Origin of the sequence: Xanthomonas rydalmerensis (assembly GCF_033170385.1) — a bacterium.
Lineage (GTDB): Bacteria > Pseudomonadota > Gammaproteobacteria > Xanthomonadales > Xanthomonadaceae > Xanthomonas_A > Xanthomonas_A rydalmerensis.
This window is the reverse complement of sequence record NZ_CP126170.1, coordinates 3,531,490-3,554,864: the sequence shown is the minus strand read 5'-3', so window position 1 is coordinate 3,554,864 and position 23,375 is coordinate 3,531,490. Positions and strand designations below refer to the sequence as shown.

The window sequence follows — 23,375 nt, the reverse complement described above, 5'->3', positions numbered from 1 at the left end:
AGGGGAAGCGCGATGAAGCACAAGCAAAGTGGCATGACCTTGACCTCGTTCGTGATCGTGCTGGCGGTGGTCGGGTTCTTCGTCTACATCGGCATGAAGCTGTTCCCGATGTACATGGAGTTCTACGCGGTGCGCTCGGCGATGAAGGGCCTGGCGACCGAAACCGGAAGCGCCGAGATTGACCCGTCGCAGGTCAAGGCCTCGCTGTTCCGGCGCCTGGACATCAACAATTCGGACAACGTCAAGCCGAGTGACGTCACCTTCGAGCGCACCGATACCGGCGTGAAGATGCATGTGGCCTACGAAGTGCGCCGCCCGCTGATCGCCAATCTGGACGTGGTCGGCAAGTTCGACGCCACCCAGGACCTGACGACGCGTGGTGGCCAGTAAGACCATCCTGCGCGGTGACCGCATCGGTCACCGCTTCGCCGAGCCGCAGCTGCTGGCGCAGGCGCTGACCCATCGCAGCGCCGGTGCGCCGCACAACGAACGCCTGGAATTCCTCGGCGACGGCATCGTCAACCTGCTGATCGCCGAGGCGCTGTACCAGCGCTGGCCCAAGGCCGACGAGGGCGCGCTGACCCGCGCCCGCGCCGAACTGGTGCGCGAGGCCTCGCTGGCCGCGATCGGTCGGCAACTGGAGCTGGGCGAACGCCTGACCCTGGGGCCGGGCGAGATGAAGTCCGGCGGCCATCGCCGCGACTCGATCCTGGCCGATGCGGTGGAGGCCGTGGTCGCGGCGATCTACCTGGACGCCGGCTTCGAGGCCTGCCGCGCCACGATCCTGCCCTGGTTCGAGGCCGCGCTGGCGGCGCTGCCGGTCGGCAAGGTGGAGAAGGACGCCAAGACCCGCCTGCAGGAATGGCTGCAGGCCCGGCAGCGGAGCCTGCCGGCCTACGAACTGATCAGCGAGACCGGCGACGACCACGCCAAAGTATTCCGGGTACGCTGCGTACTCGCCGAGCCCGCCCTGGTCACCGAGGGCGAGGGCACCTCGCGGCGTCTGGCCGAGCAGCAGGCCGCCGCCGCCGCCATCGAGCAATTGGATTCGAGCAAGTGAACGAACAAGCCACCCCCCCTTACCGCAGCGGCAGCGTGGCCGTGATCGGCCGCCCCAACGTGGGCAAGTCCACCCTGACCAACGCCCTGGTGGGCGCCAAGGTCAGCATCGTCTCCAACCGGCCGCAGACCACCCGGCACCGGCTGCTCGGCATTGCCAGCTTCCCGGCCGGCCAGTTGCTGCTGGTCGACACCCCCGGCCTGCACCGCGAGCAGAAGCGCGCGATGAACCGGGTGATGAACCGCGCCGCGCGCGGCTCGCTGGAAGGCGTGGACGCCGGCCTGCTGGTGATCGAGGCCGGGCGCTGGGACGACGAGGACACGCTGGCGTTCAACGTGCTCAGCGACGCCGGCATCCCGGTGGTGCTGGTGGTCAACAAGGTCGACCGGCTCAAGGACAAGACCGCGCTGCTGCCGTTCCTGCAGCAGGTCAGCGAGGGCCGCAGCTTCGCCGCGGTGCATCCGATCTCCGCGCTCAAGCGCAAGGGCCTGGAAGCGCTGGTGCGCGACCTGCTGGCGCTGGTGCCGGAAGCGCCGCCGATGTTCGGCGAGGACGAGATCACCGACCGCAGCCAGCGCTTCCTGGCCGGCGAACTGGTGCGCGAGCAGTTGATGCGCCAGCTCGGCGAGGAACTGCCGTACGCGACCACCGTGGAGATCGAACGCTTCGCCGAGGACGGCGCGCTGCTGCGCATCGGCGCGGTGATCTGGGTCGAGCGCGAAGGCCAGAAGGCGATCGTGATCGGCAAGGGCGGCACCCGCCTCAAGGACATCGGCGCCAAGGCCCGCCAGCAGATGGAGCGCCTGTTCGGCGCCAAGGTGTTCCTGGAGACCTGGGTGCGCGTGCGCGAGGGCTGGTCCGACGACGAGGCCGCGCTGAAGGCGTTCGGCTACGGGGAGTGAAGCCGGGAAGCCGGGATTGGGGATTCGGGATTCGGGATGAACAGCCTGCGGCTGTTGGAAGCCGGGATGACAGCCTTCGGCTGTTGGAAGCCGGGATTCGGAAGCTCTGCTAGATCAAGGCAAGGATGGCGTTTTTTGTAGGAGCGGCTTTAGCCGCGACGGGCGTCACCGGTAACCGCTGTCGCGGCTAATCCCACAAGAGGGGACAAGAGGCGCACCTACAAAAGGCCCAGCCTTGCTCGACACCGATTCAATTCGATACAGAGTCGTTTCCCGTTTCCCGTTTCTCGCGCACCCGTTCCGCCCCCTGACCGCCGCTCCTGCGAATCCCGAATCCCCACTCCCGAATCCCCGCCTTGATCGAGCACGAACCCGGTTTCGTCCTGCATGCGCGGCCCTGGCGCGAGACCAGCCTGCTGGTGGAGGTGCTGAGCGTGCACCACGGCCGGCTCGGCGTGCTGGCGCGCGGCGTGCAGGGGCCGAAGAAGCAGGCCCTGCGCGCGGCGCTGCAGCCGCTGCAGTCGATCCACTTCAGTGCGCAGCGGCGCGGCGAGCTGGCGCAGTTGCGCGCGGCCGAGGCCGTGGACACGGCGCCGCGGCTCAGCGGTGAGGCGATGCTGGCCGGGTTCTACATCAACGAACTGACCCTGCGCCTGGCGCCGCGCGACGATCCGGCACCGGACCTGTACCTGGCCTACGCGCGGGTGCGCGCGCGGCTGGCCGCCGAGGCGCCGCTGGCCTGGTCGCTGCGCTGCTTCGAACGCGACCTGCTGGAGGCGCTGGGCGTGGGCTTCGACCTGCGTCATGACGGCGACGGCGACCCGATCGACCCGGCCGCGCGCTACGTGCTGGACGCCGAACACGGGCCGCGGCGGCTGTTGAGCGACCGCGGCCACGACCAACGCAGCGGCATGGCCACCGGCCGCGCCTTGTTGGCCCTGGCCGACGATACCGAACCGGTCGCCGAGGATCTGCCCGGCCTGCGCCGCGGCATGCGTGTGGTGCTGCTGCACCACCTCGGCGGGCGCGGCCTGAAATCCTGGGAAATGGTCGAGGACCTGGCGCGCCAGCGCAGCGCCGCCGCCGCGGCGTCGGAGTCGGCAGCGCCCGCGACGCCGGAGCCGGACGCCGAGCTGGATGCGCAACGCGATTCGACGTCGGCGTCCACGCCGGAAGTGCCGCGGTCGCCGTCCTCAGCGGAGTCGTGATCGGGGCGGATCGGCGGCGCGAGTCGGCACGTGGGCCGCGTTCGTCACACCTCGACCGAATGCAGCTTGCCCCGTAGGAATGACCTCGGTGGCGACATCGCCAGCGCCATTGTGCCGCCGTCGCCGTCAGCGTCGTCGTACCGCGGGATCAATGGGGGATGCGAGGGCGGCCGGCTGGGAGCCGCCATGGGCCCGTCCGGGTGCGCGCGGGTCGCGGCTGAAGCGTTCCCACACCCATTGCACAGAAGACCGGGCGTCATCCCCAATCCCCAATCCCCAATCCCCAATCCCAGCGTTCAGTGCAACAACGCCGCCACCGCCTCGCTGAACTGGTGGCGTGCCTGCGAGGAGGCCGGGTCGCCGTGCAGCTGGCGCACGGCACGCGCCAGGCGGGCGGCGCCGACGAAGCCGCAGCTGGCCTGCAACCGGTGCAGGTGGGTGCGCACGGCCTGCTCGTCGCTGAGCTGAAGGGCCGAGGCGACCGCGTCGCGGGTGACCGGCAGTTCGGCCAGGAACAGCTCGCGCAGGGCGATCAGATGCGCGCGCTCGCCGTTGAGTGCGGCCAGCGCGGTGGTCTCGTCCCAGTCCAGGGTCGGCTCGGCGCTCCCGGGCGTGCCGCCGAGGCGGCCGCGGGCGAGCAGCCGGCGCACCGATTGCAGCAGCCGTTCGGTGCTGAGCGGCTTGAGCAGCACGTCGGCGAAGCCGGCGTCGAGCAACTGCGCGCGGACCGTGGCGCTGGCGTCGGCGGTATGCGCCAGGCCGAGGGTGCCGGGGCATTGCCGCTGCAACTGGTGCAGCAGCTCGCTGCCGCTGCCGTCGGGCAGGTTGGCGTCGATCAGCCAGAGGTCGTGCGCCTGCGTCTGCGCGCGGGCGAGGGCGCTGGCGACCGAGTCGGCCAGGTCCACCTGGGCCGGCAGCGACTGCAGTGTCGCGTCGAAGAAGGCGCGGCTGATCGGGTCGTCTTCGACGAGCAGCAGTCGCGTTACCGGGTCCTGGATCGATGCCATGCTATGCCTCCATGCGGCGTGTTCGCATCCCGCGCGGCGGCGCGCGTGCGTCGCGCCACTTTGCCTCGCCGGCGCGGCAATCGCAAGCCGGTCCCGGCCCGGTCCATCTGCGACAATGGCGGCCCTTTTCCGCCCGCAGCCTGTTGCCACGTGGCCCGATCCAGAAACCGTCTCGACCGCACGCCCTTCCAGACCGACATCGCCGACCTCAGCCACGACGGCCGCGGCGTCGCCCGCCGCGAGGGCGACAAGGTCGCCTTCGTCGCCGGCGCGTTGCCCGGCGAGACCGTCCTCGCCGAACTCACCGCACGCAACCGCCATTTCGACGAGGCCCGCACCGTGCAGGTGCTGCAGGCCTCGCCGCAGCGGGTGACGCCGCGCTGTCCGCATTTCGGGGTCTGCGCCGGCTGCGTGCTGCAGCACCTGGTCGAGGACCAGCAGATCGTCGCCAAGCAGCGGGTGCTGACCGAGAACCTGGAGCGCATCGGCCACGTGACCCCGCAGACCGTGCTGCCGGCGCTGACCGGCGCGCCCTGGGGCTACCGGCGCAAGGGCCGCTTCTCGGTGCGGCGGGTGGAAAAGAAGGACAAGACCCTGGTCGGCTTCCGCGAGCAGGACCCGCGCTTCGTCGCCGACCTTTCGGTGTGCCACACGGTGATCCCGCAGATCGGCTTCAAGGTGACCGCGCTGGCCGACCTGGTCGAAAGTCTGGACGGCAAGCGCGACATCCCGCAGATCGAGTTCATCGCCGGCGACGCGGCGGTGGCGCTGACCTTTCGTCACATGCAGCCGCTGAGCGCACGCGACCAGGACGCGCTGATCGCCTTCGCCCAGGAACACGACTTCGCCATCTTCCTGCAGCCCGGCGGCGTGGACAGCGTGCATCCGCTATATCCGCAGGACGTGCCGCTGTCGTTCCGGCTGCCGCAGTGGGACGTGGAACTGGCGTTCCGGCCGCTGGACTTCATCCAGGTCAATGCCGCGCTCAACGAGAAGATGATCGCGCACGCGCTGGCGCTGCTCGACGCGCAACCCGGCGACCGGGTGCTGGACCTGTTCTGCGGCCTGGGCAACTTCACCCTGCCGCTGGCGCGCACCGTGCGCGAGGTGGTCGGTGTGGAAGGCGACGCCGGGCTGGTGGCGCGCGCGCGGGAGAACGCACAGCGCAACGGCCTGGACAACGCCCAGTTCTTCGCCGCGGACCTGACCCAGGACCAGCGCCAGGCGCCGTGGATGCGCCAGGGCTTCGACAAGCTGCTGCTCGACCCGCCGCGCTCCGGCGCGCTGGAGGTGCTGCAGCAACTGCCGCTGAAACAGTTCCAGCGCATCGTCTACGTCAGTTGCCATCCCGGCTCGCTGGCGCGCGACGCCGGCTATCTGGTCAACGATCAAGGCTTCGTGCTCAAGGCCGCCGGCGCGATGGACATGTTCCCGCATACCGCGCATGTGGAGAGCATTGCGGTGTTTGAAAAGCCGGGAATGGGGAATCGGGATTAGGGATTCGTCACGGCGGCTGCGCGCGGTTTAAGCTTTTTCCATTCTCCTTCCCCATTCCCGATTCCCATGGCCATCGAGATCGAACGCAAATTCCTCGTCACCGGCGACGGCTGGCGCGCGGCGGCGCATGCCGTGATTCCGATGGCGCAGGGCTATCTCAACGACCAGGCGGCGCTGGCCAGCGGGGCGCAGAAGGCGTCGGTGCGGGTGCGGGTGCAGGGCGAGGCGGCGTTCCTCAACCTCAAGTCGCGCGAGCTCGGGCACACCCGCCAGGAGTTCGAGTATCCGATTCCGCTGGACGATGCGCGCGCGCTGCTGGCGCTGTGCGTGGGCGGGCTGATCGACAAGCGCCGGCATCTCGTGCAGCACCAGGGCCACCTGTGGGAAGTCGACGAGTTCCTCGGCGACAACGCCGGGCTGGTCGTCGCCGAGATCGAACTGGACAGCGCCGACGAAGCGTTCGTCAAGCCGGACTGGCTCGGCGCCGAAGTCACCGACGACCCGCGGTACTACAACGTGGCGCTGGCAAGCTGTCCATTCTGCGAGTGGCAGGGATTGGGGAGTGGGGATGACCGGCCTGCGGCCGTTGTGGAACGCTAGGGATTGGTAAAAGCGTAAAGCCAAACGCCGCACGCGGCCCGCTTTTGCGAATCCCCACTCCCCAATCCCGAATCCCCGCTTCTCGCAGCAATCGGGCTTATGCTTTTGCGAATCCCCAATCCCCAATCCCCGCTCATGCGCATCGATATCTGGTCCGACGTGGTCTGCCCCTGGTGCTGGATCGGCAAGCGCCGCTTGCAGCAAGGTCTTGCGTCGCTGGGCGCGGATGCGCCGGCGCTGGAGATCCACTGGCATCCGTATCAGCTGGATCCGGACGCCGGCACCGAGCCGGTGCCGTTGCGCGAGGCCTATGCGGCCAAGTTCGGCGGGGCGGCGCGCACCGAGCAGATCCTGGCGCAGACCCAGGCCACCGCGCGTGCCGAAGGCCTGCCGTTCGACTTCGGCCGCGGCCAGGTGCGGGTGACCACGCTGCCGGCGCACCGGCTGCTGTGGCTGGCCGCGCGCGAGGGCGATGTCGACGCGGTGGCCGAAGCGCTGTTCCATGCGCACTTCGCCGAGGGCCGTAATCTGGCCGACCCGCAGACGCTGTGCGATGCCGGCGCTGCGGGCGGATTGCCGGCGGCACGGGTGCAGGCGCTGCTGCAGGGCGACGAGGGGCTGGACGAGATCGAGGCGGAACTGCAGCAGGCGCAGGCCATGGGCATCCGTGCGGTGCCCACCTACGTCATCGATGGACGCCAGGCGCTGCAGGGCGCGCAGCCGCCGGAGGTGATCGCGGCGACCGTGCGCGGTTTGCTCGCCGACGCCCAGGCGGGCCAGGACTGCGGCCCGGACGGATGCGCGGTCTAGGCGCGCGCGTGCGGCACAGCGGGACCCATTCGCCGCGTGCGGCGCGCTAGATAGCGAAGTGCCAGTGGCGAAGGGGCGGCCCGCGGTGTTGCGCGGGCGTCCCGCCGGCGCCGATGCCGGCCCGCCGGGGCGTCTCCCGCATTCTGCACCCGCACGGGCCACGCCAGCCATGGCCGCAAGGCCGCCTGGGCTCGGGGACCGGGCGAACTGCCGCCCGGCCCGGCCCGGATTGCACGGCGCAGCGCTACCCGCGCCGATCTTCAGCACGTTCGTTACCGAGACGTGTCAGCTGGCAGGGTCGCGGCCTGCCGCCAGCGCCGGCATCTGCGACAATGCCGGCCCACAGGCGCCTGAACCGCGCCGGCAGGAGAATCCCCCGCATGCTCGCGATCGGCGTTGCCGGTACCGAACTCACCGCGCAGGAGCGCGACTGGCTGCAGCACGATGCGGTGGCCGGCGTGGTCCTGTTCAAACGCAATTTCGCCTCGCGCGCGCAGGTGACCGAGCTGAGCGCGGCGATCCGCGCCGCGACGCCGCGACCGCTGCTGATCTGCGTGGATCAGGAGGGCGGGCGCGTGCAGCGCTTCCGCGAGGGCTACAGCGCGCTGCCGCCGCTGCAGGGCTTCGGCGCGTTGTACGCGCGCGATCCCGCCGCTGCACTGGAACTGGCCGAACAGCATGCCTGGCTGATGGCCAGCGAGATCCGCGCCAGCGGCGTCGACCTGAGCTTCGCCCCGGTGCTGGACCTGGCCCGCGGCAACCGCGCCATCGGCGACCGCGCCTTCAGCGACGATCCGCAGGTGGTCGCCGCCTTCGCCGCGGCCTACGTGCGCGGCATGCACAGCGTCGGCATGGGCGCCACCCTCAAGCATTTCCCCGGCCACGGCACCGTGCTCGAGGACACCCACGTCGACAACGTCGAGGACCCGCGTCCGCTGGAGACCCTGCGCCAGGAAGACCTGGTGCCGTTCGCCGCCGGCATCGCCGCCGGTGCCGATGCGGTGATGATGGCGCACGTGGTCTATCCGCAGGTGGCGCCGGAGCCGGCCGGCTACTCGTCGCGCTGGATCCAGCAGATCCTGCGCCACGACCTGGGGTTCCGCGGCGTGGTGTTCTCCGACGACATCGGCATGGCCGCCTCGTTCGCCGCCGGCGGCGTCGCCGCACGGGTCACCGCGCACCTGGACGCCGGCTGCGACGTGGTCCTGGTCTGCCACCCGGAACTGGTCGACGAATCGCTGCAGGCCGTGCGCGACCGCCCGCTCAACACCGCCGCGCTGCTCGGCCTGATCGGCCGCGGCGGCCTCGGCTGGGACGGCCTGCTGGCCGACGCCCGCTATGGCCACACCCAATCCCATCTGCTCTCCACCTTCGGAAAAACCGCCTGATGTCCACTCTCACCATCGCCCAGGCCCTGGCCCAGGCCGACCTGCTGGTCGATCGCACCCGCATCGACCAGGCCATCGCCCACATGGCCGACTCCATCGCCGCCGACTACCGCGGCGAAATCCCGGTCTACCTGACCATCATGCACGGCGCGCTGCCGTTCGCCGGCCAGCTGGCGCTGGAACTGGGCAGCCGCGGCCAGGACCTGCAGCTGGACTACCTGCACGCCACCCGCTACCGCGGTGAGACCGTCGGCGGCGAGCTGGTGTGGAAGCACCGCCCGGCCACCGCGCTGTACGGCCGCCGCGTGCTGCTGCTCGACGACATCCTCGACGAAGGCCTGACCCTGAAGGCGGTGCGCGAGTGGTGCCTGGAGCAGGGCGCCACCGACGTGCGCATCGCCGCGCTGACGGTCAAGCGCCACGACCGCTGCGTGCCCGGGGTGAGCGCCGACTACATCGGCGTCGAGGTGCCGGACCGCTACGTGTTCGGCTTCGGCATGGACGTCAACGAGGCCCTGCGCAACCTGCCGGCGATCTACGCGATGAAGGAGTAAGCGGGTAAGCGAGCCAGTCTCGCCGCTCCGCTGCCCATTGCCGGCGCACACCGCCGGCGCACGCGTCCCTTTCGTTCGAGGATCCGCATGGACAACATCGCATTGGCCGTCATCGGCGGCACCGGCGTCTACAAGCTCGCGCAGCTCGACGACGTGCAGACCCACGAGGTCGAAACGCGCTACGGCGCGCCCTCCGGCCCGGTGCGGGTCGGCACGCTGCTCGGCCACCGCGTCGCCTTCCTGGCCCGCCATGGCGAAGGCCATTCGCTGCCGCCGCACAAGATCAACTACCGCGCCAACCTTGCTGCGTTGCAGCAGATCGGCGCCACCCGGGTGCTGGCGCTCAACACCGTCGGCGGCATCACCGAACGCTTCGGCCCGCGCGTGCTGGCCTGTCCGGACCAGCTCATCGACTACACCTGGGGGCGCATCTCCACCCTGTGCGAAGAGCCGGGCAGCGAGGTGCTGCACGTGGATTTCGGCCATCCGTATTCGCCGCTGCTGCGCAGCAAGATCCTCGCCGCCGCGCGCGTCACCGGCACCGCCCTGGTCGACGGTGGCTGCTATGCCGCCACGCAGGGGCCGCGCCTGGAAACCATCGCCGAGATCGCGCGGCTGCGCCGCGACGGTTGCGACCTGGTCGGCATGACCGGCATGCCCGAAGCCGGGCTGGCACGCGAGCTGGGCCTGGACTACGCCTGCCTGGCGATCGTGGCCAACTGGGCGGCCGGCTGCGGCGACGCCGAGGAGATCACCCTGGCCGAGGTGCTGGCCAATGTCGAGGCGGCCTCGGTCGGGCTGCCGGAGCTGGTGGGGGAACTGGCGCGCGGGTGATTGTCTTCGCTGCGCAAGCTTTGCATACTCCGCCGGTGCGGCTGCCGCACAACCACCACCCATTCACTGCAAAAGGTCTCGCATCACCATGCCGAACGGTACCGTCAAGTGGTTCAACGACGCCAAGGGATTTGGTTTTATTTCTCCGGAAGACGGTAGCGCCGATGTGTTCGCGCACTTCTCCGCGATCAACTCCAAGGGCTTCCGCAGCCTGCAGGAAGGACAGCGTGTCAGCTACGACGTGACCCAGGGTCCGAAGGGCGCGCAGGCCTCGAATATCACGCCGGTCGAGTAAGCGCTCGCGTTGACTCGGTTGTGCCTTGAACCCCGCTTCGGCGGGGTTTTTTATGGGAGACGCCGTGGTGTCGGCGTCGGCAGGCGGTGGACGCAATGAAGCAAGGACTGCAGATCGGGATCGTCGGTTACGGCACGGCGGGCCAGACGCTGGCGCTGCTGCTGGCGCGCGACGGGCACCGCGTGCAGGTGTTCGAGCGCGCGACGCAACCCGGGCCGGTCGGTGCCGGCTTCCTGCTGCAGCCGACCGGCCTGCAGGTGCTGTGGCGGATCGGCCTGCTGGAGCAGGCGTTGGCCTATGGTGCGCCGGTGCACCGCCTCTATGGCGAGACCCCGTGCGGACGCGCGGTGATGGACATGCGCTACCGCGACCTGGACGCGCGCCTGTTCGGGCTGGGCCTGCAGCGCGGCGCCCTGTTCGCCCTGCTGGCGCAGGCCTGGGACGGCTACGCCACGCTGCAGCGCGATACGCGTATCGTCGCCATCGACGACACGCTGCGCCGGGTGCAGGACCAGCGCGGCCGCTGGCACGGGCCGTTCGACCTGGTGATCGCCTGCGACGGCTCGGCCTCGGCGCTGCGTGCGCAGGTGCAGGCGACGCGGCTGGACCGGATGTATCCGTGGGGCGCACTGTGGTGCCTGCTGCCGCGCGGCGACTGGACCTTCGCCGACGAGCTGCGCCAGCGCTACGTGGCCGCGCGCAAGATGATCGGCCTGCTGCCGGTGGGCACCCGCCCCGGCGATGCCGAGCCGCGGGTGAGTTTCTTCTGGAGCCTGCCGACCGCCGAGTTCGATGCCTGGCAGGCGCGCGGCATGCAGCCGTGGCTGGAGGAGATCGCGCAGCTGTGGCCGCAGGCGCGCGAACGCCTGGCGCAGATCGACGCACCCGCGCAGCTGGCCCGCGCCAGCTACCGCGACGCGGTGCAGCGGCACTGGTACCGCGGTCGCCTGGTCCTGGCCGGCGATGCCGCGCACGCGATGAGCCCGCAGTTGGGGCAGGGCGTCAACATGGCGCTGATGGATGCCTGGGCGCTGAGCGAGAGCCTGCGCACCGCCGCGGACATCGACACGGCGCTGGCACGCTATCAGGCGCAGCGCCAGGCGCACGTGGCGGTGTACCAGTTCTGGAGCCGCTGGCTGACCCCGCTGTTCCAGTCCGAGCGCGACCTGGCGGCGCGGCTGCGCGACGTCGGCATGCGTCCGGCTGGCCGCATGCCCGGCGGCCGCGGGCACATGCTGCGCGTGCTCAGCGGCACCCAGCACGGCTGGTTCGGCAAGCTGCCGCTGGCGCCGGAGTTTCTAGCAGCGTTGCAGGAGGCGTTGGCGCAGCGCGCGTCGGTGCCGTAGGCGGCGAAGTTACCTGCGCGAGCCGCTGGCCGCGATCGCAGAGACGGACATCGCCGCCGAGGAGGACGAGATCCTCACCGCGCTGCACCAGATCCATCGCTTCGACCCGACCGGTATAGCCGCAGGGCGAGGTTGCGAGCCAGCTTCCACGATTCGCCGCGGCGGCTGCGGGCGTACAGAGCGCGACCCGGCGCGCGCGGTTGCACCGCCACACGGCCCCGCCGTAGGAGCGGCTTCGGCCGCGACCGGGTTTTACCAGCAAAGCGCGGTCGCGGCTGAAGCCGCTCCTACGACAGACAGATGGCAATCCATTGCGCTTGCATTGTGGGAGGGGCTTCAACCCCGACGCCTTGGCAGCGGGCGCGTCGGGACTGAAGTCCCTCCCACAAGGTGATGCTCTTGGATAAGGTCATGCTCCTCGATGGGCTGTCGACGATCCACCAGCTACCGCCGCGCCCGAGCTACGCCACCGCCACCGGCAATGCCAACGCCGCGCCTTCGACGCAGGCGACCAGGCGCTCGCCCGGCGCCAGCACTGGGGCGACACCGGCAGTGAAGTGCGAGAACGCCGGCAGCACCGTCATGCCGTCGCGCAGCCAGAACGCCGGCCAGCGCGGCCGCAGGCCGGGCAGCTTGACCAGCGGATGCAGGTGACCGCACAGCACGTGGCGCTGCGTATCCGTGGCCGGATCGTGGCGTAGCACGAACGGGCCGTCCTCCACCTCGGTGCCGAGCAGGGCGATGTCCAGCCCGGCGCCGGCCAGGGCGCTGTCGTGGTTGCCGGCGATCGCCGCCACCCGCAACTGCGGATGCTGCGCGCGCCACGCATGCCACTGGCGTTGCCAGTCGGCATCGGGCGCGGCGCCGTGCAGCACGTCGCCGAGGATCCACAGTTCGGCCGCGTCCTGCGCCTGCAGCAAAGCCGACAGCCGCGCCAGGTCGAGCGCGGTGCCGCCGCTGGGCAGGCCGATGCCGGCGCGGCGGAAGACGTCGGCCTTGCCCAGGTGCAGATCGGCGATCAGCAGGCGCCGCCTTGCTGGCCAGTACAGGCCGCGGTCGCCGAGCAGGCGCATCGGTTCGCCGGCCAGCAGCCAGTCCAGTTCAGGGCGCATGGCGCTGCTCCAGTTGCGCCGCCGCACGCATCACCCGCGCCTTCCAGTCCTCGGTGCTGAGCTGGCCGCGGATGCTCTCGGCCCACAGCGGGAACGCCAGTGGAGTGAGGCTGCGTGGGTTGTGCAGCGCCAGCTCGCGCGCCGCGCAATCGTCCAGGGTGGCGGCCAGCCGGGTCAGTTCCATCTGGCCCTGCAGCACCTCGCGCTCGGCCTGCGCGAGCAGCAGATGCTCGGGATCGAAGCGGCTCAGCACGTCGTACAGCAGGCCGCTGGAGGCTTGCAACTGGCGCAGGCTGCGCGGCAGGCGGCCGGGTAGGCTGGGCGGCAACAAGCCGGCGACGCGGGCGATTTCGCGGAACTGGCGTCGCGCCAGTTCGCCCAGGTTGAGGCTCTCGCGCAGATCCTCGAACAACTGCGCCGGACTCAGTAGCTCACGCAATAGCGCCGCGTCGATCGGCGCGTCCTCCGCCGGCGACAGTACGAAACCATAGTCGTTGGCGGCGAAGCTGAAGGTATTGCGCTGCCGTCGGCCCCAGCGCAGCGCCAGCAGCGCGGCCAGGCCTTCGTGCACCTGGCGTCCGGCGAACGGGTACACGAACAGGTGCTGGCCGTCGCGGGCGCGCACGCGCTCGGCCAGCAGCCGCTGCGGCGCCGGCAGGTCCGACAGTGCGCGCTGCAGGCCGAGCAGCGGGGCAAGCGCACGCAGTTCGGCCTCGCCGCGCGGATCGGCGAACACCGCCTCCACCTCGCGGCCCAGTTCCGAGGACAGCGGCATGCGCCCGCCCATCCATTTCGGCACGCTGCCGTCGCCGCCCTTGGCCAGGCGCACGTAGGCGGTCATGTCCTCCAGCCGCACCAGTTCCAGCAGGCGCCCGGCGAACTGGAAGCGGTCGCCGCGGCGCAGGCGGCCGACGAACTGCTCCTCCACCGCGCCGAGGCGGCCGCCGCGCAGGAAGCGCACCGCGACGCTGCCGTCGCTGGTGATGGTGCCGATCGACAGTCGGTGGCGCAGGGCGATGCGGCGGTCGTGCACGCGGTACAGGCCGTCCGCGTCCAGCACCACCTTGCGGTAGTCGGGGTACTGCGCCAGTGCGCGTCCGCCCTGCACGACGAACTCCAGCACCGCCTGCCAGGTCGGCGCATCCAGCGCGGCGAAGGCGGCTGTCCCGCGCACTTCGGCGTACAGCGCGTCGGCCTCGAAGCCGCCGCCCAGCGCACAGGTGATGCAGTGCTGGGCCAGCACGTCCAGCGACAGCCGCGGCGAGGGCCGCGATTCGATGCGGCCGTGGGCGATGGCGCGGCGCGCGGCGGCGTACTCGACCAGTTCCAGCGCGTGCGAGGGCACGCACAGCACGTGTCCTGCCTCGCCGGGGCGGTGCTTGGCACGGCCGGCGCGCTGCAGCAGCCGCGCCACGCCCTTGGGGCTGCCGACTTGCAGCACCTGATCGACGGCCGGGAAGTCCACGCCCAGGTCCAGGCTCGAGGTCGCCACCACGCAGCGCAGGCTGCCATCGCGCAGGCCTTGTTCCGCAGCGCTGCGCAGCGCCGGGTCCAGCGAACCGTGGTGCAGGGCCAGGGTGTGCGCCTCTTCCGGCCACACCGAGGTCAGCGCCTGGTGCCACAGCTCGGCCTGCGCGCGGGTGTTGGTGAACAGCAGGCTGGTGCGCACCGCGAAGAGTTTTTCCAGTACCCGCGGCAACTGCGCCAGACCCAGGTGACCGGCCCAGGGGAAGCGCTCGCCGACCGCCGGCGCCAGCGTTTCCAGGGTCAGCGTGCGCGGCTTGACTCCGGCTACGATCGGCGCCTGCGGCAGATGCGGCAGCAGCACGTCGCGTGCCTCGTCCAGGTTGCCGAGCGTGGCCGACAGGCCCCAGGTGCGCAGCGCCGGTGCCCAGCCGCGCAGCCGCGCCAGACACAGCTGCAGCAGCACGCCGCGCTTGTTGCCGAGCAGCTCGTGCCACTCGTCGACGATCACGCAGCGCAGCGTCGCCAGTTGCGGCGCGGTGTCGGGATAGGACAGCAGCAGCGCCAGCGATTCGGGCGTGGTCACCAGCACGTCGAGCTTGCCGCTGCGCGCCAGGCGCTTGTCGCGCGCGCTGGCATCGCCGGTGCGCAGGCCGATCTGCCAGTCCAGGCCCAGCGCCTGCGCCGGTTCGCGCAGCGCGCGCACGGTGTCGGCGGCGAGCGCGCGCAAGGGGGTGATCCATAGCACTTTCAGATCGCGCTGCGCCTGCCGGCGCGCGCGCGGCGACGTGGCGGTTTTGGCGGCCTTGGCCGCGGCGCTGGCGTTACTGCCGCCGCGTGCGGGCTTCCTGGTGGCTGCCGCGGCCTGCGCACGCAGGCCCTCCAGCAAGGGGCCGCCGAACGCGGCCAGGGTCTTGCCGCTGCCGGTGGGCGTGTGCAGCAGCCCGGAACCGCCGTCCAGGTAATGCCGCCATAGCGCGCGCTGGAACGGCAACGGTTGCCAGCCCTGCTGCGCGAACCAGGCGTACAGCGGCGCATCGGCCGGGCGCCGGCGCGCCGCCGCTGCGCTCATCGCGCCAGCGCCTGCAGCGTGGTCAAGCGGTCGGCCTCGGCGAACGGCTTGTCGTGGCGCCAGCGCAGGATGCGCGGGAAGCGCACGGCGATCCCGGACTTGTGCCGGCTGCTGCGATTCACCGCCTCGAAGCCGAGCTCGAACACTTGATACGGCGTCACCGCGCGCACCGGGCCGAAGCGCTCGGTGGTGTGCGCGCGGATCCAGCGGTCCAGCGCCAGGATCTCGCTGTCGTCCAGCCCGGAGTACGCCTTGGCCACCGGCACCAGTTGCTCGCCGTCCCACAGGCCGAAGGTGTAGTCGGTGTACAGCGTGCTGCGCCGGCCGTGGCCGGCCTGCGCGTACAGCAGCACCGCGTCTATGGTCAGCGGCGCGACCTTCCATTTCCACCAGTCGCCACGGCGGCGACCGGACTGGTAGGGCGAGGTGGCGCGCTTGAGCATCAATCCTTCCACGCCGCGCTCGCGGGAATCCTCGCGTAGCGCTGCTGCCTGCTCCCAGGTTGCGGCCTGCACCTGCGGCGACAAGGTCAGGCGCGGATCGGCGTGCGCCTCCAGCAATGCCTGCAGCTGCGCGCGGCGCTGCTGCAGCGGCTGCTCGCGCAGGTCCTGGCCGTCCAGTTCCAATAAATCGTAGGCGAGCACGCGTGCCGGCGTGTCGGCCAGGGTCTTGGCACCTGGCTTGCGACGCTGGATGCGGGTCTGCAGCGCGGTGAACGGCAGCGGCGCGGTGTCGCCGTCGCGCCAGACTAGCAGTTCGCCGTCGATCACCGCATCGCGCGGCAGCGTCGCCGCGGCCGCTTCGATCTCCGGGAAACGCCCGTCCAGGCGTTCCTCGCCGCGCGACCACAGCGCCACCTCGCCGTCGCGGCGGATCAGTTGCAGGCGGATGCCGTCCCACTTCCATTCCAGCAGCCAATCGTCGAGCGCGCCGAGCGTGGCGGCCTCGGCTTCCAGCGGCGAGGCGAGGAAGAACGGGTAGGGCTGCTGGCGGTCGCTGGGCAGCACCTCGTCGGACAGCAACTGTTCCAACGCCTGCGGCGTCGGCGACCACGCGCCGAGCATGCGCTGGGCGATGCGCGCGATGTCGATCCCGGACATCGCCGCCAGCGCCTGCTGCACCAGCCGCTGCGACACGCCCACGCGCAGCGCGCCGGTCAGCAGCTTATTGAACAGTAGGCGTTCGTCGAAGGCCAGGCTGCGCCAGCCGGCCACGACCGCGGCGCGGCGCGCGGCGTCGTCCTGCGCGGCCACCGGCATCAGGCGGTCTTCGATCCAGTCGCGCAGCGGCGCCGGGTCCGGCGTTTCCGCCGGATCGTCGAGCAGCAGGGTCAGGGTCTCGGCGAGATCGCCGACGTGGTCGTAGCTGTCGTCCACCAGCCAGCCGGGCAGGCCGCTTTCCTGCGCGATCCACTCGCGCAGTTCGCGGGTGTTGGCGATGCGTCGCAGCTTGCCGCCGCTGAGCAGCCAGATCGCCCAAGCCGCATCGGCCGGCGGCGCCTGCTCGAAATACGCGACCAGCGCGGCGCGCTTGTCCAGCGTCGCGGTGCTCTGGTCCAGTTGCCGATACAGCGCGGCGAAGCGTTTCATTCTTCGCCACCGTAGTCGGTGCGGAACGCCTCGGCGGCGACGCCGCGTTCGTTGAGTGCGCGGATGATCGCGTCGGTGTTGCCGTGGGTGGCGATCACGCGACGTGCGCCGGTTTCGTCGATGGTGCGCAGCAGATCGGGCCAGTCGGCATGATCGGACACGACGAAGCCGCGGTCGTAGTTGCGGCGGCGGCGGTTGCCGCGCAGTCGCATCCAGCCCGAGGCGAAGCCGAGTTGCGCGTGGCGGAAACGGCGCAGCCACGGGCTGCCGGCGGCCGACGGCGGCGCCAGCACCAACTGCCCGGCGTAGTCGGCGCGCTTGTCCAGCTCGGACACCGTGCGCGTGTCCAGCATCGCCACGCCAGCCTCGCGGTACACCGCCACGCCGGCCGCCACCGCGCCGTGCAGCAGCGCCGGCTGGTCGTCCCACGGCTGCAGTTCGGCGAGCACGCGCTGCGCCTTGCCCAGCGCGTAGCAGAACAGCACGGCGGCCTCGCCGCGCGCGCCGCACTCGCGGCGCCAGGCGACGATCTCGCGCGCCACATCGCTGGTGTCCGGCCAGCGGTACACCGGCAGGGCGAACGTGGCCTCGGTGATGAAGGTATCGCAACGCACCACCTCGAACGGTGCGCAGGTCGGATCGGGCTGGCGCTTGTAGTCGCCCGAGGCCACCCAGACCTCGCCATCCACCTCGATGCGCACCTGCGCCGAGCCGAGCACATGCCCGGCCGGATGCAGCGAGACCTGCGCCCGGCCCAGCGTGAAGCGGGTGCCGTAGTCGTAGGCGCGATAGGCCTGCTCGCCCAGTCGCCAGCGCAGGATCGGCAGGCCGGCGGCGGCGCAGTGGTACTCGCCCATGCCCGAGCGCGCATGGTCGCCATGGCCGTGGGTGATGACCGCACGCGGCACCGGCCGCCAGGGATCGATATGGAAGTCGCCGGCGGGGCAGTACAGCCCTTCCGGGCGCAGCACCACCAGGTCCTGGGAAGCGGCATTCGGCATGGCCGCCACTGTGTCCAAGCCGGTGTGCAGGAGATGAGAATCCGCCATGCGCGTTCGCGGCGGCGCGACGGATCGGCCACAATGCGCCAAGCGCTTCTGGGAGGGAGATGCATGCACACGGACCTGCCGGCGTTCGCCACGCATACGGTCGACAACCAGCCGCCGCCGTTCGAACCGCGCGATCTGTGGGCCGACGACGCGGTGCTGCGCGCCGCCAGCGCACGCGAAGGCGCCGACGCCTTTGCCGCGGCGCTGGCGCAGTACGGTGCGCTCGCCGGCGACACGCTGTACCGGCTCGGCTTCGACGCCAATCGCGACCGTCCGCGGCTGCGCACGCACGACCGCTACGGTCACCGCATCGACACGGTCGAGTTCCATCCGGCCTATCACCAGTTGCTGGACGCGGCCAAGCGCCATGGCGTGGCGGGGCTGTCCTGGCATGCCCCGCAGCCGGGTGCGCACGTGGCGCGCGCGGCGCTGAGCTATCTGCACCACCAGGCCGAAGCCGGCACCAGTTGCCCGCTGACCATGACCCACGCCGCGGTCGCGGTGCTGCGCCGGGACCCGGGCTTGCGCGAATGGGCCGACAAGGCCGCCGCGCCGCACTACGACCCGCGCGATGTGCCGATCGCCGACAAGGCCGGCATCACCCTGGGCATGGGCATGACCGAGAAGCAGGGCGGCTCGGACGTGCGCAGCAACGCCACCATCGCCACGCCGCTGGACGACGCCGGCGCGTACAGCCTGGTCGGGCATAAGTGGTTCTTCTCCGCGCCGATGTCCGACGGCTTCCTGGTGCTGGCGCAGGCGCCGGGTGGCCTGACCTGCTTCCTGCTGCCGCGGCGCCTGCCCGACGGCAGCCTCAACGCGCTGCAGCTGATGCGGCTGAAGGACAAACTGGGCGACTGGTCCAACGCGTCCAGCGAAGTGGAATTCGCCGGTGCCTGGGCGCAGCGCGTCGGCGAGGAGGGACGCGGGGTGGCGCGGATCATCGGCATGGTGATGCTGACCCGGCTCGACTGCATGCTCGCCGCCGCCGCGCAGATGCGCATGGCCCTCGCGCAGGCGCTGCACCACACGCGGCATCGCATCGCGTTCGGCAAGCGCCTGGTCGAGCAGCCGCTGATGCGCAACGTGCTGGCCGATCTGGCGCTCGAATCCGAAGCCGCCACCGCGTTCGCGCTGCGCGTGGCGCGCGCGGTGGACGCGGCCGACACCGACGCGTCGGAAGCGGCGTTCGCGCGCATCGCCACCGCGCTGGGCAAGTACTGGCTGTGCAAGCGCGCGCCGGCCTTCGTCAACGAGGCGCAGGAATGCCTGGGCGGCGCCGGCTATGTCGAGGAGTCGATCCTGCCGCGGCTGTACCGGCAGGCACCGCTGAATTCGATCTGGGAGGGCAGCGGCAACATCCAGTGCCTGGACGTGCTGCGCGCGCTGGCGCGCGAACCCGCCAGCGCGGCTGCGGTGCTGGCGGAGCTGGAGACGGCGGCCGGCACCGATCCGGCCTACGACGCAGCGGTGAACGCATTGCGCCCGCCGTTGAGTGGCGCCGCGTCCACCGACGAGTACACCGCGCGCCAGTTGGCCGAACGCCTGACGTTGGCCCTGCAGGCGGCGGTGCTGCTGCGCAGCGCCAGCCCGGCAGCCGCGAGCTTCGTACGCAGCCGCCTGGCCGGCGCGCACGGCCTGGCCTTCGGCACGCTGGAGACGGGTGTGCCGGTCGAGGAACTGCTGGCGCGCGCCTTGCCGTAGGCGTGCGGCATGTCGCCCATCACGCCCTCGCCAACTCGGAACCGACTGGCTGGCGCTCCCTTCTCCCCTCGGGAGAAGGTGCCCCGAAGGGGCGGATGAGGGTACGACAGCCAGCGCAACCGCACAGCAAGTGCAGCGATCACCGGCATCGCGCGGACGTACCCTCACCCCAACCCCTCTCCCGGCGGGAGAGGGGCTAGGCTTCTACGGTGCTTTAGATGCGCGGCATGGCAGCCCATGGCGCCCTCATGCGCTGGAAGGAAACGGGCCGGCAACTCCTTCTCCCTCCGGGAGAAGGTGCCCCGAAGGGGCGGATGAGGGTGCGACCGTGCGCCATGTCGTTCTGACTGTACGTGGCTGCGCCCGTACCCTCACCCCAACCCCTCTCCCGGCGGGAGAGGGGCTAGGCGTCTGCAATGCCATGGGCGTGCGGCATGTCGCCCATCGCGCCCTCGCCAACTCGGAACCGACTGGCTGGCGCTCCCTTCTCCCCTCGGGAGAAGGTGCCCCGAAGGGGCGGATGAGGGTACGACGGCCAGCGCAACCGCACAGCAAGTGCAGCACCACAGGCGGCGCGCAGCCGTACCCTCACCCCAACCCCTCTCCCGGTGGGAGAGGGGCTAGGCTCCCGCGAATCCCCAATCCCCAATCCCAGCGCCGAAGGCGCTAATGCCTCCCGCGCTTCCCACCCCGCACCGGCGTCGCCTCGACCGACAGGGTGAAGCTGCGCTCCTCGCCGTCGAGCATGGCGCCGACGCCGACCAGTTGGCGCTTGATCTCCTCGCCGCGGCCGTTACGGATGCTGACCAGCACGGTGTATTCCCAGGCGCTGCCGTCGTCCGGATGGCGGATGCTGCCCTCCACCCGCAGCGGCACCAACGCCGACGGCGCCGACTGCTGCAGCACCGCCGAATCGAAGCGCAGGTGGTGCTTGCACGCCGGGCAGACGCTGGCGCTTTCGAGGATGGTGGCCTTGCAGTGCGGGCAGGTCCGGGTCGTCCCCGGACTGCCGGGACGCGGGCTGCTCATGCGCCGGCGTCGGACTCCGCGGGCTTGCCGCCCTTGCGGGCGTGCTTGTCGTCGTCCCAGCCGAAGTCGGCCTGGCCGCGCATGCGCGAGCCGGCGGCCACGGTCAGCGAGCCGGCCTTGACGTCGCCGATCAGTGCGCCGGAGGCGAGCAGCTCCACCCGCGAGGCCGATTCGATGTTGCCCTCCAGCTCGCCGGCGATGACCACCTTGTCGGCGCGCACGCCGCCACTGAGCTTGGCGCCGGTCTCGATGGTGAGATCGCCCTGCACGTTGACGTCGCCCTTGAACTTGCCGGCGATGCGGATGTGGCCGGTACCCTCGATCTTGCCTTCGATGCTGATGTCGGCGGCGATCAGCGATTCCTTCGCGGCCGGGGCGGGCGCGGGTGCGCGGGCCGCAGGCGCGGCGGCGGCGACCGCGGCGAGCGGTTCGCCGGGGGCGGCGTCGCCCGGCGGGCGCGGCTCCGGCGGCAATGCGCCGTTGCCGGGAACGGGCGGCAGGCCATCCTTGCGCGCGGGACCCTGGTCTTTCCAGATGGACATGGGCTGTCGTCTCCAGTCGGGGGAAGCGCGACTATCGCCGCTCTATCGCGTCGGTTTTGTGACGCTTTCTTCAAAACGGCGGCTGGGCGTGTCGCGGCCGCCGGTTCAGCCCATGCCGTCCAGCGACGGGTCGTAGGCCTGCACCTGGTTGCGGCCGCAGCGCTTGGCCCGGTACAGCGCCGCGTCGGCCTTGCGCAGCAGGGTGGTGGCGACCACGCCGTCGCGCGGATAGCTGGCCACGCCGAGCGACATGGTCACCGCCGGCAGCGCCTTGCCGTCCACGCTGGCGCTCAGTTGCTGGGCGGCGCTGCGGATCTGTTCGGCGATGGCCTGCGCCTGTTCCGTGTCGGTCTCCGGCAGGATCACCGTGAACTCTTCGCCGCCGTAGCGGCAGGCGATGTCTTCGCCGCGCAGCCGCGTCGACAGCATCTGCCCGACCGCGGCCAGCAGGCTGTCGCCGCCGCCATGGCCGTGCAGGTCGTTGAACTGCTTGAAGTGGTCCACGTCCAGCATCAGCAGCGACAGCGGCATCTGCCGGCGCCCGCAGCGGGCCAGTTCGTGGTTGAGCGATTCTTCCAGGTAGCGCCGGTTGAACAGGCCGGTGAGCGGGTCGCGGATCGACTGCAGGCGCAGCGACTCGCGCAGGCGCAGGTTGCTCAGCGCCAGCGACAGCTGCTCGGCGGCGGCCTCGGCGATGGCGACGCGCGGCAGCGGGCCAGCGCCGCGCCCGGCCAGGAACACGAAGCCCAGCTGCGTGCCCTGCGCGGAAAGGGGAATGCAGGCGGTGCTGGCGCCCGCGGCGTAGGGATCCTCGCGCAGGTGCGCACAGGCCGAGTCGTGGCCCTGTGCGTGCACGAAATGGCTCTTGTCGCGGCGCAAGGCCCAGCAATCCTGCGGCGCCACGGCCGGCTCGCTGCCGACCGGCGGCTGGCCCCAGCTGACGATCTGCTCGGCGCGGTCGCGCGAGGCGCGCAGCAGGTAGACGCTGCCGCCGGTGTCGGGCATCAGCGCGGCGAGCAGGCGCGCGGTCACCGTCAACGCCTCGGCCGGTTCCGCGCAGCTCTGCAGCAGGCCGGTGTAGCGGCTGAGCGCGTTGAGGTCGGCACTGGTGCGCTCCAGTTCGCGGATGCCCGCTTCCATCTTCTCGTTGGCGATCGAGGCGGCCTGCTCGGCGTTGGCGCGGTTGCGCAGTTCGCGGAACAGCAACGCATAGACCACGCCGACGCTGCCCAGGCCGAACGGGATGCCGGCCAGCGCCAGGCCCAGCAGCATGTCCGCGCTGCGCTGACTGGAGCGATCGCGGCTCTGCAACAACTGCAGTTCCGCGTCGGTCATCTGCTGCACCTGGTCGCGGACCGCGGTGGAACTCTGGTAGACGTCCGGCGCCATCGCCCGCTGCAGCGCTTCCAGGCCGTCGCGTTGGTACACGACGAGCATCCGTTGCATCTGCGTCAGGCGCGTATTCACCAGTTGCTGCAGCACCTGCACGTTGGCGATCTGCACGGGGTTGTCGGCGACCAGCTTGCGCAGTTGCGCCAGATGTCGCGGCACCCGCTCGGCGCTGTCGTGATAGGTGGTGAGATAGGCCTGGTTGCCGGTCAACTCGTAGCCACGCACCGCCGATTCGGTCATCAGCAAGGTGGATTGCACCTCGTCGATGTTGCGCAGCACTTCGTGGGTGTGGGCGACGCGCGCGGCGTCGGAAATCGCGCGTTGCGCCCCGGAGAACACGCCAAAGCCGATCAGCACAAAGACCGCGGCGGAGAAGAGCAGGGCGAGGCGCGTTCTGGCCCGCACGCGAAGAAGGATCGGCATCGGAAAATTCTACTGTGACGCCGCAACAGCCTTGGACCGGGGTCACAAAAAGCGTGCCGGAACGTAACAGCGCACGGCACGCGCTGCACGGCGGCTGCCGCCCCCGCATGTGCGGGAGCGGCAGGTGACTCAATGGCGCTCGCGGTCGCCGTTGTGCGGGTCTTCGTTGGCGTTCTCGCGGGCCTTGTCGGCGACCTTCTGCGCCGCATTCGCGGTGGCTTCGCTGGCATCGGCCGCCATTTGCTTGGCCGCCGCCGAGGCGTCCTGCACGGCCTCGGAATTGGCGGCACGGTGCGCGGCGTCGCGCGCGTCGGCGGCGACCTCGCGCCCGGTCTGCGCGACCTGGCCCGCGGCCTCCTTGGCGGCTTCGCCGGTCTGCTCGGCCGCGACCTTGGCGTCGCGTTGCGCCTGCTGCGATTCGGGACCCTGGCAGCCGGCCAGTGCGAGGGCGCCCAGCAGGGCCACGATCGGGGTCTTGTTCATGCGGCTTCTCCGTCC

The 23,375-nt window shown here is 70.9% G+C and carries 22 protein-coding genes and 1 pseudogene; 14 read left to right on the top strand and 9 right to left on the bottom strand.

Annotation, left to right across the window (positions count from 1 at the left end; genetic code table 11):
* Positions 1-12 precede the first annotated feature (12 nt).
* The 4 genes from QN245_RS14905 (at position 13) to recO (ending at position 3,170) form a co-directional block, all read left to right on the top strand.
* Entirely contained in the window at positions 13-390 is a 378-nt protein-coding gene (locus QN245_RS14905) for a DUF4845 domain-containing protein (protein WP_167087412.1), read from the top strand.
* Entirely contained in the window at positions 380-1,060 is a 681-nt protein-coding gene (rnc, locus tag QN245_RS14900; protein WP_167087414.1) for a ribonuclease III, read from the top strand. The genes QN245_RS14905 and rnc overlap by 11 nt, the downstream gene beginning before the upstream one ends.
* Positions 1,057-1,962, top strand: a complete 906-nt coding sequence (era, locus tag QN245_RS14895) for a GTPase Era (protein ID WP_184449110.1) — start codon at positions 1,057-1,059, stop codon at positions 1,960-1,962. The genes rnc and era overlap by 4 nt, the downstream gene beginning before the upstream one ends.
* A gap of 347 nt (positions 1,963-2,309) precedes the next feature.
* The gene (gene recO / locus QN245_RS14890) at positions 2,310-3,170 is read left to right on the top strand and encodes a DNA repair protein RecO (protein WP_317845376.1); all 861 of its coding nucleotides are present in this window, start codon (positions 2,310-2,312) and stop codon (positions 3,168-3,170) included.
* 296 nt (positions 3,171-3,466) lie between these two features.
* On the opposite strand, the gene QN245_RS14885 is transcribed toward recO, so the two are convergent.
* On the bottom strand, positions 3,467-4,177 hold the full coding sequence (locus QN245_RS14885; RefSeq protein ID WP_317843540.1) for an Hpt domain-containing response regulator: 711 nt from the start codon (positions 4,175-4,177) through the stop codon (positions 3,467-3,469).
* Positions 4,178-4,327: 150 nt separating this feature from the next.
* On the opposite strand from QN245_RS14885, the gene rlmD reads away from it, so the two are divergent.
* The 9 genes and pseudogenes from rlmD to QN245_RS14840 form a co-directional block, all read left to right on the top strand.
* Positions 4,328-5,674 (top strand): 23S rRNA (uracil(1939)-C(5))-methyltransferase RlmD, encoded by a 1,347-nt coding sequence (gene rlmD / locus QN245_RS14880; protein ID WP_317843539.1) that lies wholly within the window; start codon positions 4,328-4,330, stop codon positions 5,672-5,674.
* A gap of 66 nt (positions 5,675-5,740) precedes the next feature.
* A complete protein-coding gene (locus QN245_RS14875; protein ID WP_317843538.1) occupies positions 5,741-6,274 on the top strand; it encodes a CYTH domain-containing protein in 534 nt (177 codons plus the stop codon).
* A gap of 135 nt (positions 6,275-6,409) precedes the next feature.
* The gene (locus QN245_RS14870) at positions 6,410-7,084 is read left to right on the top strand and encodes a DsbA family oxidoreductase (protein WP_317843537.1); all 675 of its coding nucleotides are present in this window, start codon (positions 6,410-6,412) and stop codon (positions 7,082-7,084) included.
* A 380-nt stretch (positions 7,085-7,464) separates the two neighbouring features.
* Complete coding sequence (nagZ, locus tag QN245_RS14865) at positions 7,465-8,472, top strand: beta-N-acetylhexosaminidase (RefSeq protein ID WP_317843536.1); 1,008 nt, start codon at positions 7,465-7,467, stop codon at positions 8,470-8,472.
* A complete protein-coding gene (locus QN245_RS14860; protein ID WP_317843535.1) occupies positions 8,472-9,026 on the top strand; it encodes a hypoxanthine-guanine phosphoribosyltransferase in 555 nt (184 codons plus the stop codon). Before nagZ ends, QN245_RS14860 begins: the two co-directional genes overlap by 1 nt.
* 87 nt (positions 9,027-9,113) lie before the next feature.
* Positions 9,114-9,860: an S-methyl-5'-thioinosine phosphorylase gene (locus QN245_RS14855; protein ID WP_010342285.1), complete on the top strand. Its 747-nt coding sequence runs from the start codon at positions 9,114-9,116 to the stop codon at positions 9,858-9,860.
* Positions 9,861-9,948: 88 nt separating this feature from the next.
* A complete protein-coding gene (cspE, locus tag QN245_RS14850) occupies positions 9,949-10,155 on the top strand; it encodes a transcription antiterminator/RNA stability regulator CspE (protein ID WP_003488188.1) in 207 nt (68 codons plus the stop codon).
* Between the two features lie 95 nt (positions 10,156-10,250).
* Positions 10,251-11,501, top strand: coding sequence for an FAD-dependent oxidoreductase (locus QN245_RS14845; RefSeq protein WP_317843534.1), 1,251 nt, complete (start codon positions 10,251-10,253; stop codon positions 11,499-11,501).
* A 10-nt stretch (positions 11,502-11,511) separates the two neighbouring features.
* Positions 11,512-11,625, top strand: a pseudogene (locus QN245_RS14840) (RNA polymerase factor sigma-54); the annotation flags it as partial.
* A 337-nt stretch (positions 11,626-11,962) separates the two neighbouring features.
* Here the strand turns inward: QN245_RS14840 and pdeM are convergent.
* The 4 genes from pdeM to QN245_RS14820 are packed head-to-tail and all read right to left on the bottom strand — an operon-like array spanning position 11,963 to position 17,739.
* Positions 11,963-12,613, bottom strand: a complete 651-nt coding sequence (gene pdeM / locus QN245_RS14835; protein ID WP_317843533.1) for a ligase-associated DNA damage response endonuclease PdeM — start codon at positions 12,611-12,613, stop codon at positions 11,963-11,965.
* Complete coding sequence (locus QN245_RS14830) at positions 12,603-15,149, bottom strand: ligase-associated DNA damage response DEXH box helicase (RefSeq protein WP_317843532.1); 2,547 nt, start codon at positions 15,147-15,149, stop codon at positions 12,603-12,605. Before QN245_RS14830 ends, pdeM begins: the two co-directional genes overlap by 11 nt.
* The gene (locus QN245_RS14825; RefSeq protein WP_317843531.1) at positions 15,146-16,738 is read right to left on the bottom strand and encodes an ATP-dependent DNA ligase; all 1,593 of its coding nucleotides are present in this window, start codon (positions 16,736-16,738) and stop codon (positions 15,146-15,148) included. Before QN245_RS14825 ends, QN245_RS14830 begins: the two co-directional genes overlap by 4 nt.
* Positions 16,735-17,739, bottom strand: coding sequence for a ligase-associated DNA damage response exonuclease (locus tag QN245_RS14820; protein ID WP_167087440.1), 1,005 nt, complete (start codon positions 17,737-17,739; stop codon positions 16,735-16,737). The genes QN245_RS14825 and QN245_RS14820 overlap by 4 nt, the downstream gene beginning before the upstream one ends.
* A gap of 96 nt (positions 17,740-17,835) precedes the next feature.
* On the opposite strand from QN245_RS14820, the gene QN245_RS14815 reads away from it, so the two are divergent.
* Complete coding sequence (locus tag QN245_RS14815) at positions 17,836-19,491, top strand: acyl-CoA dehydrogenase family protein (protein ID WP_425612961.1); 1,656 nt, start codon at positions 17,836-17,838, stop codon at positions 19,489-19,491.
* Positions 19,492-20,157: 666 nt separating this feature from the next.
* Here the strand turns inward: QN245_RS14815 and QN245_RS14810 are convergent.
* The 4 genes from QN245_RS14810 to QN245_RS14795 all read right to left on the bottom strand — a co-directional run bounded on the left by QN245_RS14810 (position 20,158) and on the right by QN245_RS14795 (position 23,360).
* On the bottom strand, positions 20,158-20,520 hold the full coding sequence (locus QN245_RS14810; RefSeq protein WP_317843529.1) for a hypothetical protein: 363 nt from the start codon (positions 20,518-20,520) through the stop codon (positions 20,158-20,160).
* Entirely contained in the window at positions 20,517-21,062 is a 546-nt protein-coding gene (locus QN245_RS14805; protein WP_152246412.1) for a bactofilin family protein, read from the bottom strand. Before QN245_RS14805 ends, QN245_RS14810 begins: the two co-directional genes overlap by 4 nt.
* 105 nt (positions 21,063-21,167) lie before the next feature.
* On the bottom strand, positions 21,168-22,877 hold the full coding sequence (locus tag QN245_RS14800; RefSeq protein WP_317843528.1) for a diguanylate cyclase: 1,710 nt from the start codon (positions 22,875-22,877) through the stop codon (positions 21,168-21,170).
* Positions 22,878-23,006: 129 nt separating this feature from the next.
* Complete coding sequence (locus QN245_RS14795) at positions 23,007-23,360, bottom strand: hypothetical protein (RefSeq protein ID WP_317843527.1); 354 nt, start codon at positions 23,358-23,360, stop codon at positions 23,007-23,009.
* Positions 23,361-23,375: the final 15 nt, after the last annotated feature.